This is a genomic window from Nocardiopsis chromatogenes YIM 90109 (assembly GCF_000341185.1).
Classification (GTDB): domain Bacteria; phylum Actinomycetota; class Actinomycetes; order Streptosporangiales; family Streptosporangiaceae; genus Nocardiopsis_A; species Nocardiopsis_A chromatogenes.
In genome coordinates this window covers 1-9,052 of the sequence record NZ_ANBH01000185.1, presented here as the reverse complement: position 1 = coordinate 9,052, position 9,052 = coordinate 1, and the positions used below count along the sequence as shown (strand labels likewise).

Here is a 9,052-nt window from a genome sequence, read left to right as displayed (position 1 = left end):
CTGGCCTGACACAGCTTCCAGGACGCACCATGCCGACGACGCTATCGCATTAGTACGGATCGCCCCGGAAGTGTGTACCCGCCATGTCCAGTGGTTCCATGTGCCGTGTGGTACTGCAGCGCCAGAAGGCGCTACTCTGGGCGGGGGTCTGCCATAGAGCATTCCAAGGCAGAGAAGAAGCACGGGCCCGCGTCGCACGGAAAGCAGAGCGGACCCGCACTCCCCCATTTCAAGCGGCCCCGGCCGGCGGTCGATCAGGCCGCTAGTCAGGACCGTTCATGCGAAGCAGCGTTTCAATGAGGTAGGAAACGACCGCCTTTACCACTCCTGCTCCGACCGCAGGAGCGATCCACCAGTACGAAACCCGCCCCCCACGCTTTTTTTCGCCCACCTTCACAGCCTCCGATCCCGGGCGGCCCGACCGTTGGGGACGGCCGGCGCCAACCGCCCCCGGGGAACGGTCGAAGAAACCGGGAGAAGGAGGCGGTGGGCAGTCTACGCAACGCGGGCGCCTGCTGTGACTGGTGATGATCCCAGGGGTTCTGTGGGGCATGCTGCAGAGTCAGACAAACTGCCGCATTTCCACCGGACCCCTTCGCTTGAAATTCGGACTCCCGGTCACCAAACGCCTATTTCACACTCACGGAAAAATGGTCCAACTTCTTTGCGTTAATATTTAGCTGCGCAGAGTAATTAGAAATCGCTTTCGGTGGGCCTTGGGGCGACCGGGCCCCGGCCTCGTGTGGATGCGCACCTGGTGCGGGTCCGGCGCCCGACCTGCGTGCCATACCGCCTCGTCGGCCGAGTCGGCCACCGCCGGCAGCACGGCGATGGCGGACTCGGCGCACGCACCCGCCGCGCCTCGACCCCGGACAGCTCCGGACGGCGGAGGTCGTACCCGCACAGGCCGATGGGGGCCTCGTGCGGACATGCCCACCCCTGGGGCGCCGCGACCGGCCCCTCCTCTCCGGGCGCCCCGGTATCCGCCTGTGCGCCGCCCCCTTCCCAGCGGCGGGGCGGATGTGCCATCCTGAATTTGGGCGCTCGTCCAAGGCGAACGCCCAGAACGATCGACCAAGGAGGAGTACCCGTGGCCACCAGCGCCGAACGCGGACGCCGGGTCCGCAGCCGACTCCTGCAGGCCGCCGCCGTGCTGGTCGCCGAACAGGGCTGGAACGCGGTGAGCACCCGCATGGTCGCCGAACGCGCGGGCGTGGCCCCCGGCCTGGTGCACTACCACTTCGCCTCGCTGCCCGCCCTGCTCGCCGAGGCCGCCGTACAGGTCATGGAGGGCGTCGTCGACGGCGCCGACCAGGCCCTGTCCCAGGCCCGCACCGCCGCCCAGGCCCTGGAGCTGATGCTCGCCGACCTGGACCGCTACCCCGGAGACGACCCCGCCTCCCGCCTGGTCAGCGAGGCCATGCTGGCCGCCTCCCGGGACGAGGGCCTGCGCGCGGCCATGGCCGGACTGCTCGACCGGTTCCGCACCCGCCTGGGCGACCGCCTGGCAGCCCAGGGCGTGCCCGACCCCCGCCGCACCGCCGCGGTCCTGGCCGCCGCCCTGGACGGGATGATGCTCCACCGAACCCTGGACCCCGAACTCACCTCGACCGCCGTCGCCCCGGTGCTGGGCCGCCTCCTGCAGGACGGCACCCCGGACACCGGGCAGGAAGGACACCGATGAAGGCCGTCGTCTGCGGCGCCGGAATCGCCGGACTCGCCGCCGCCCACCGCCTGGCCCACCACGGCCACAGCGTCACCGTCCTGGACAAGGCCCCCTCGCCGCGCCCCCAGGGCTTCATGATCGACTTCTTCGGGCCCGGCCACGACGCCGCCCGCGCCATGGGGCTGCTGCCCGCGCTCGACCGGGCCGGATACCGCTTCCGCGACGCCGCCTTCGTCGACGAGGCCGGGCGCGTGCGCGCCACCGCGCCCTTCTCCGCCTTCGCCCAGGCCATGGACGGCCTGATCTCCATCATGCGCCCCGACCTGGAGAACGTGCTGCGCAGCGCCCTGCCCGACGGCGTCGAACTGCGCTACGGCGCCCGCGCCGCCGCAGCCGAGAGCGGGCCCGACGGCGCGGCCGCCGTCCTTGAGGACGGCGAGCGTGTGGAGGGCGACCTGCTGGTGGGCGCCGACGGCATCCACTCGCCCGTGCGCCGCGCCCTGTTCGGCGACGACCCCGGCCACCTGCGCCACCTGGGGTTCCACACCGCCGCCTACACCTTCGAGGACCCGCAGGTGCACGCCCGGGTCAAGGACCGCTTCTGCCTGACCGACACCACCGGCGCCCAGATGGGCCTGTACGGCCTGCGCGACGGACGGGTCGCCACCTTCATCGTGTTCCGCAGCCAGGACCGCTCCCTTCCCGAGGACCCGCGCGCGGCCCTGCGCCGCGCCTGCGCCGGGCTGGGGTGGCTCGTCCCGCGCGCGCTGGAGGCCTGCCCCGAACCCGGCGAGATCTACTACGACCACGTCGCCCAGACCGTGGTGCCCTCCTGGTCCAGCGGACGGGCCGTGCTGGTGGGCGACTCGGCCTACGCGGTGTCCCTGCTGGCCGGGCAGGGCGCCTCCCTGGCCGTGGGCGGCGCCTACCGCCTGGGCGAGGAGCTGGCCAGCGCCGACAGCATCGAGGAGGGGCTGCGCGCCTATGAGCGGGGCTGGCGCCCGGTGGCCGAAGAGCGCCGCAGGGCGGCGCTGCGCACCGCCCAGTGGTTCCTGCCCCGCTCCAGGGCCCGGCTGCGGGCCCGCCGCATCATGCTGGGACTGCTGGGGCTCCCGGGCACGAGCAGCCTTCTGGCCAGGATGCTGACCGGCAAGCCCGCGGCAGCGGCCCCCGCAGAGGGCGGCCGGGCCGCCGTCGGCGCACCCGCCCCCGGCGAAGGGCGCTGAACGGTGGGCGCGGCCCGGCGGCCGGAACGCCCCATGGCCCTGATCGACGTCGACGGCGTCCTCAACCCCTACCCGGCCCCGCCTGCCCGCCCGGCTACCGGGAGGTCGACCTGTTCCCCGGCGAGGAGCCGGTCCGGGTCCACCCCGGCCACGGGGCGCTCCTGCACCGGCTGGGGGCCGTCTTCGACCCGGTGTGGGCCGCGATGTGGGAACAGGACGCCCCGCGCCTGCTCGGGCCGCTGCTCGGCACGGGGGACTTCCCCGTCACCGCGTTCGGCCCCCGGGCGCCCGGCCCCGAACTCCCCGGGATCCGGCGCGCCGTCGGGGAGCGGCCTCTGGCCTGGTTCGACGACCTGCACGGCGGATCGGCCGTGCTGTGGGCGGCCCGGCGGCGCGCGCCCACGCTCCCGGTGCCGGTGGACCCCGCCCGCGGCCTGGGCCGCGGGCACGCGGACAGGGCCATGGCTTTCGCCGAGCGGGTGCGCACCGGCACAATCGGCCCGTGGACGGCATCGAGATCAGCACCGACCCGGCGCGCATCGACCGGGAATGGCTGTGGAAGGCCCTGACCACCGGACCGGACGTGTACTGGGCCAAGTTCCGCACCCGCGCGATGTTCGACGCCCAGCTGGCCGCCGCCTGGCGCCTGGTGGGCGCCTACGAGGCCGGTACCGGGCGCATGGTGGGCTTCGCCCGGGCCGCGAGCGACGGAGCGGCCCTGGCCTACCTGGCCGACGTCTACGTCGACCCGAGCGCGCGCGGGCGCGGCCTGGGGCGGGCGATCCTGGCCGCGATGATCGACGACGGGCCCGGCCGCGACTTCCGGTGGATGCTGCACACCGACGACGCGCACGGGCTCTACGCCGAGTTCGGATTCGCCGAGCCCGACGCCACCTACATGGAGCGCCGCCCGCGCATGCCGGATGTGCGCCCATGAGCCCAGGGCCCGCCCCGGGACGGGCACCCCGGCGCGCAGGCCGCGGCCCCCACTGACGGCAGGCGGCCACGGGCGGGGCCGTGTCCGCCGCCGGAAGCGCACACGCCGGGGAGTCGGAGCGACGCCCCGGGGAGGGCGGGAGGGCCGACGGCCCCATGGGCCCCGCCCGGGGCCCAGGCCGCTTTACAGGTCACCTCTTGACCGCGTAGACCGACGCCTCCCCCTGCGGCACCTGCACGCCCTCGCGCCCGGCCGCGCGCAGGTAGCGTTCGGCCAGGCCGGGCCCGGCGGCCTGCTCGCACACCCTCCACCCGTACTCGCCCAGCAGCGCCCCCACCCGCCCGGCGGGCAGGCCCGGCTCCGGCCCGGCCCGCCGCCGGGGCCGGGACGCCTCGGACGCCTCTGGCGCCGTCTCCCCGCCACGGTCCGCGCGCCGCCGGTCCTGCCGCAGCGGGTAGGTGAACAGCAGCCTGCTGCCGGGCGCCGCCGCCGACAGCGCCCCGAGCACGGCCCGCACCTGTGCCTCGGCCGCGTCCCGCAAGGCCCCCCGCCCCGAGGGCTCCCACACGAACAGCGCCGTGCGCCCGGGGCTGTAGCCCGCCGCGTCCAGCGCCGCCGCCAGGCTCGGCGCCTCGGCGTCCACGGCGACCAGCCGCAGCCCCACCGGCACCCGCCCCAGCGCGCGCTTGAGGCGCAGCCGCTTGCGCACCGCCCCGCCGGGCAGGTCGACTTCAAAGGCGGGCACCCCGGCCGGGACCACCAGCCGGCACGCCCGGGTGTCCAGGCCCGCCCCCAGCACCACCACTTGGCCGATCCCCTCGGCGACGGCCTGGGCCACCTTCTCGTCGCCGTAGCGGCGGCGGCACAGCGTCCCCGCCCAAAGGCCCGGGGCGCGGCGCTCGCAGGCGCGCTCGGCCAGCGCCCGCACCGGCGCACAGCGGCACGCCCTGACCGCGAGCCGGGCGGCGGGCGGGAGCACGCGCAGCGCCAAACGGTCGTGCACCACCCGCTCCTGGGTGGGCAGGTACTGGTCGATCGCGCAGATCACCGTCGGCGCCAGGGCCGCCGGACCCGCGGGTTGCCGCCGCGCCATCGCCGCTCGCGCCCTCCTCGCGCATCCCCCGGCGGGAACGCTCCGCCTAAGAGCATTCCCGCCGCACCGGGCGCCGACGCCCCACCGGCGCCGGGGCCGTCAGGCCGCCCGGGTCCGCCCGGCCCACTCGCGCAGCAGCGTGAAGTCCTCCTCGCCCAGTCCCCGGGAGGCGTCGATGCGCAGGAGCAGGCAGTGCGCCGGGTGGTGCAGGTCCAGCCACTCGCGGTCGCGCTCGCCCGGCTCGTCGTCGATCCAGGCGAAGGGCCGCTCACCGGCCCAGGCCGCCACCTCGCGCGTCTTCCAGTGCAGCCCGGCGGGGTCGGGCGCGCGCGGGGAGGCCCACCGCACCACCGGAAGCTCGGGCAGCCCCAGGTGCGGGCCGATCCAGGTGTTGGCGTCGTCCTCCCAGGTGGTGGCCCACACCGGCTCCATGGGCAGCTCCAGCAGCTTCGGCCCGTGGGCGGGGTCCAGCCGCACCGTCAGCGGCGGCACGCGCTCAGGCGGTCTGCCCGGGTGCGCCCTGAGCCAGGTGTCGGGCTTCATGCGGTGGGAGGTGTAGCCCTGAGGGCCGGGGAAGGGACGCTCGAAGGGGTTCAGCGGGCCGTCGACGTCGATGAACAGCAGGGGGTGGCTGCTCGCGGGGATCGGGGGCCTCCTCGGGGCGGGCGGGGCGGGACACGGCTGTCGTCCCGTCTTCCACTTAGGACGCCCGCCGGGCCCGGTCCGTTCCCGCGCCGCCTCAGGGGGACCCGTCCTCCTGGACGGCGCCCGGGGCGGTCCCGGGGTAGGTGCCGAACGTGAAGGCGTTGCCCTCCGGGTCGGCCACGGTCACACTGCGCGAGCCGTAGTCGGTGTCGCGGGGCTCCTCCAGGACGTGGGCGCCGTGCTCGACGGCGCGCGCGTGCACCCGGTCGGGGTCGGCGGTGACCACGTAGACCCTGCCGGGCACGGGCCGCTCCGCAGAGCCGAACATCAGCCCGCCGCCCTCGGGCCAGCGGACCTCGCAGTGCTCGACCCCCTCGGGGCCGCGCACGGTCAGCGCCTCGGTGAAGCCCAGCACCCCGGTCAGGAACTCCAGGCCCGCCTCGGCGTCGCGGTAGCCCAGCCCCGGCCACACGCCGGGGGCGGGGGCGGGTGCGGTGGATGCGTCGTCGCTCATGGCCTCAGGATGGCCCGGCGGGCACGGGCAGGTCTTGGAGGAATGGGAGCTCCTCGCGCATCCACTGGGCCGGGGTGCATCCGGCCAGCTCGCGCCACTCGTTGGTCATGTGGGCCTGGTCGGCGAACCCGCACTCGGCGGCCACGGACGCCAGACCGGGCGGGCGGGCGCGCAGGGCACGGGTGCTGCGCTCGAACCGGGCCAGGCGCGCGGCCTGCTTGGGCGAGACGCCAACCTCGGCGCCCATGCGCTGGGCCAGGTGGCGCCTGCTCCACCCGACGCTGTCGGCCACCTGCTGCACCCGCACGGCCCCCTCGGCGCCCAGCAGCCGCCAGGCCCGGGACAGCTCGGCAGGAACGGCGCCGCGCGGGTCCGTGCGCTCCAGCCCCCACAGCAGAGCCCGGTCCACTTCGGCGANGGCCCGGGCCCAGCCGCTCGGCCAGCAGGCGCGCCCAGGGCACCGGCAGGTCCCCGGCATCGGCCGTGGTCCCGGTCAGCTCGGCGGCGCCCACCCCCAGCAGCGCGCGCACCGCCAGGGGGTGCACGGCCAGGTGGACGCCGTGCTCGGGCCCGCGACGCCCCAGCAGGACCGGGCGCATGTGCAGGCCCCCGACGGCGGCCTGGAGGCGCACCGGCCCCTGCTCGGCGCCGGGCCCGCCCAGCAGGTCCAGGGGCTCGCGCAGCGACAGGGCGAGGGTGACGGCCCCCGACGGCAGGCCCAGGTGGACCGGCGGCGCGCCGGCGCCGTTCTGCCGGGCGTAGCCGATGTAGGGCGCGACCATCCCCGCCAGCGCCGGGTGGGGGCGGGCGGTGCGAAACTCCTCCACCCTGCCCACGGTAGCCCCCCGCGCCGTGCCCCGGCCGCCGCGCCGCAGCTCACGGCAGCCCGCACCGCAGCGGTGAGGCGTCGGCGCCTATACGATCTGCGCATGCCCGAAGAGACCTTCGTCGCCGCCAACGGCGACACCGTGTTCATCTGCCCGGCCGAAGGCCCCAGGATCACCGATACGGGCTCGGCCCTGGACCTGCTCGGCGATGCCGCCGCAAGCGGGGCCACCGTGGTCGCGCTGCCCGCGGAGCGGATGGGCGAGGAGTTCTTCTCCCTGCGCAGCGGCCTTGCGGGCGAGGTGGTGCAGAAGTTCACCCAGTACGGCACGCGGCTGGCGGTCCTGGGCGACATCAGCGCCCACGTCGAGCAGAGCACCGCGCTGCGCGACTTCGTGCGCGAGGCCAACCGGGGGCGGCACGTGTGGTTCGTCGAATCCTGGAAGGGCCTTGAGGACAAGCTCGCCCAGGCGCGGCCCCTGGCCTGAGGACGGCACCCGCCGGGGTGGCGCGAGGTCCGGCGGCCGCAGCCGCCGGCCCGGCCGGGCGGAGGCTGCGCACATCCGGCGGAGGCGGCCGGGCCGCGGTGCCGGGGGCTCGCCTTCCGGCGCCGCACCGGTGGACGGCCGGGCCGGGCGGGGACGCGTGTGCACGGTCCCTGTCCCGGCGGCTCCTGGCCTGCTTCCCCAAGAGCCGCCGGGATCGGGGCCCCGCAGGAACCGGGGTGGCCCTGCGCCCCGCCCGCTCCCGGCGCGAGGCCGAGGGCGATCCCGGGCCGGGCCCGGGTCCGGGCGGCGGTGCCGCGGGCGTGCCCACGGCACCGGGCGGTCAGACGAGCCCGCCGTCGGCGCGCACGGTCTGGCCGGTCAGCCACCCCGCCTCAGGGGCGGCCAGGACCACCACCGCGTCGGCCACGTCTCCGGGGCCGCCCAGGCGGCCCAAGGGCGTCATCGCGGCGACCGCGCTCCTGCCCTCCTCGGGGACGGCGCCGCGCAGCAGGTCGGTGTCGGTGGGGCCCGGCGCGACGCTGTTGACCGTGATGCCGCGCGGCCCCAGCTCCCGGGAGGCCACACGCGCCAGCAGCTCGCAGGCGGCCTTGCTGGCCGCGTATGCGCTCTCCCCCGGGCCGGGCCAGAAGGTGGTGGCCGAGGTGACGGCCACCACGCGCCCGCCCTCGCCCATGCGCCGCGCCGCCTGTCGCAGGGTGAGGAAGGTGCCCTTGGCGTTGGCGGCCATGACGCGGTCGAACTCCTCCTCGTCCGCCTCGGCCAGCGGCGCCGAGGCGGTGATGCCGGCGTTGGCCACCACCGCGTCCAGGCGCCCCGGGGCGCCGTGGTCGGCGAAGAAGGACTCGGCCTCGGCGAACAGGCGCTCGACGTCCCGGGCGCGGGCCACGTCGGCCCGCACGGCCCGGGCGCGGCCGCCCCTGTCGGCCACGGCCCGTTCCACCTCGCGTGCGGCGTCCTCCTCGTGTGCGTAGCAGAAGGCGACCAGGTGGCCCCGGTCCGCCAGCCGCTCGACGACGGCCCGCCCGATACCGCGCGAGCCCCCGGTGACCACGGCGGTGGAGGGCATACGGGAAGCAGTGTCAGTGGTCGGTTCATCCATGCGGGAACCGTAGGAACGATTCAGGACCGTTTCGGTCCTCGATTGCGCATTCGACGGCGCTCCGCGAACGGGCCCGGCCCCGGCCGCCCCCGCCGCGTTCAGGACGGCCCCCGCGCGGCGGCCTGCCCGTTCACACGCCTGCCGGTCGGGCGGGCATCACCCGCCCCCGGACCACTGGTGGGACAACGCTGAACGGATGCGAACACGGCGAAGGGCGCCCATGGTCAGTGTGTGACTACGAACCTGGGCACCTTTCTGACCGCACTCCGCGTCCTTCTGGACGGCCGCGTCCCGCATTCGCCCCAACGGCCGCCGCGACCCGACGACCCCTCCTGCTCACCGACGCCGACCCGTGTGCGCGGCCATCGCCCAGGTCCAGCCCGGATGCGACTGTGAGCGCCGGTGGCTGCGCCCGGCCTCCGCACGCGCCGGACACCTCTTCGCCCGCCCGGCCGGTCCGAGGACAACCGCCACCTGCGCGATGCCGCCCCGGCACATCCCCTGCCCGAGTGTGTTCGCGGGTGCGGAGAGTGTTGGC

General features: G+C 75.9%; 10 protein-coding genes and 1 pseudogene. 6 read left to right on the top strand and 5 right to left on the bottom strand.

What is annotated here, in order from left to right:
• Nucleotides 1–1,090: 1,090 nt before the first annotated feature.
• The 4 genes from D476_RS0118335 to D476_RS0118320 all read left to right on the top strand — a co-directional run bounded on the left by D476_RS0118335 (nt 1,091) and on the right by D476_RS0118320 (nt 3,829).
• A complete protein-coding gene (locus tag D476_RS0118335; protein WP_017625388.1) occupies nt 1,091–1,684 on the top strand; it encodes a TetR/AcrR family transcriptional regulator in 594 nt (197 codons plus the stop codon).
• Complete coding sequence (locus D476_RS0118330; RefSeq protein WP_017625387.1) at nt 1,681–2,892, top strand: FAD-dependent oxidoreductase; 1,212 nt, start codon at nt 1,681–1,683, stop codon at nt 2,890–2,892. Before D476_RS0118335 ends, D476_RS0118330 begins: the two co-directional genes overlap by 4 nt.
• 203 nt (nt 2,893–3,095) lie before the next feature.
• Nucleotides 3,096–3,461 (top strand): hypothetical protein, encoded by a 366-nt coding sequence (locus tag D476_RS38250; protein ID WP_192826399.1) that lies wholly within the window; start codon nt 3,096–3,098, stop codon nt 3,459–3,461.
• A complete protein-coding gene (locus D476_RS0118320) occupies nt 3,395–3,829 on the top strand; it encodes a GNAT family N-acetyltransferase (RefSeq protein ID WP_017625385.1) in 435 nt (144 codons plus the stop codon). The genes D476_RS38250 and D476_RS0118320 overlap by 67 nt, the downstream gene beginning before the upstream one ends.
• 190 nt (nt 3,830–4,019) lie before the next feature.
• Here the strand turns inward: D476_RS0118320 and D476_RS0118315 are convergent, their stop codons facing one another.
• The 4 genes from D476_RS0118315 to D476_RS39170 form a co-directional block, all read right to left on the bottom strand.
• Nucleotides 4,020–4,922 (bottom strand): class I SAM-dependent methyltransferase, encoded by a 903-nt coding sequence (locus D476_RS0118315; protein WP_017625384.1) that lies wholly within the window; start codon nt 4,920–4,922, stop codon nt 4,020–4,022.
• Nucleotides 4,923–5,021: 99 nt separating this feature from the next.
• The gene (locus D476_RS0118310; RefSeq protein ID WP_083939560.1) at nt 5,022–5,465 is read right to left on the bottom strand and encodes a hypothetical protein; all 444 of its coding nucleotides are present in this window, start codon (nt 5,463–5,465) and stop codon (nt 5,022–5,024) included.
• 196 nt (nt 5,466–5,661) lie between these two features.
• Nucleotides 5,662–6,081: a VOC family protein gene (locus tag D476_RS0118305; protein ID WP_017625382.1), complete on the bottom strand. Its 420-nt coding sequence runs from the start codon at nt 6,079–6,081 to the stop codon at nt 5,662–5,664.
• A 4-nt stretch (nt 6,082–6,085) separates the two neighbouring features.
• Nucleotides 6,086–6,490, bottom strand: a complete 405-nt coding sequence (locus D476_RS39170) for a helix-turn-helix domain-containing protein (protein ID WP_017625381.1) — start codon at nt 6,488–6,490, stop codon at nt 6,086–6,088.
• A 520-nt stretch (nt 6,491–7,010) separates the two neighbouring features.
• Here D476_RS39170 and D476_RS0118295 point away from each other — a divergent pair.
• Nucleotides 7,011–7,394: a DUF4180 domain-containing protein gene (locus tag D476_RS0118295; protein ID WP_026123626.1), complete on the top strand. Its 384-nt coding sequence runs from the start codon at nt 7,011–7,013 to the stop codon at nt 7,392–7,394.
• Between the two features lie 340 nt (nt 7,395–7,734).
• Here D476_RS0118295 and D476_RS0118290 read toward each other — a convergent pair whose 3' ends face one another.
• Nucleotides 7,735–8,514 (bottom strand): SDR family oxidoreductase, encoded by a 780-nt coding sequence (locus D476_RS0118290; RefSeq protein ID WP_239648748.1) that lies wholly within the window; start codon nt 8,512–8,514, stop codon nt 7,735–7,737.
• A 231-nt stretch (nt 8,515–8,745) separates the two neighbouring features.
• Here D476_RS0118290 and D476_RS40255 point away from each other — a divergent pair.
• Nucleotides 8,746–9,052 (top strand): annotated as a pseudogene (locus D476_RS40255) (hypothetical protein); the annotation flags it as partial.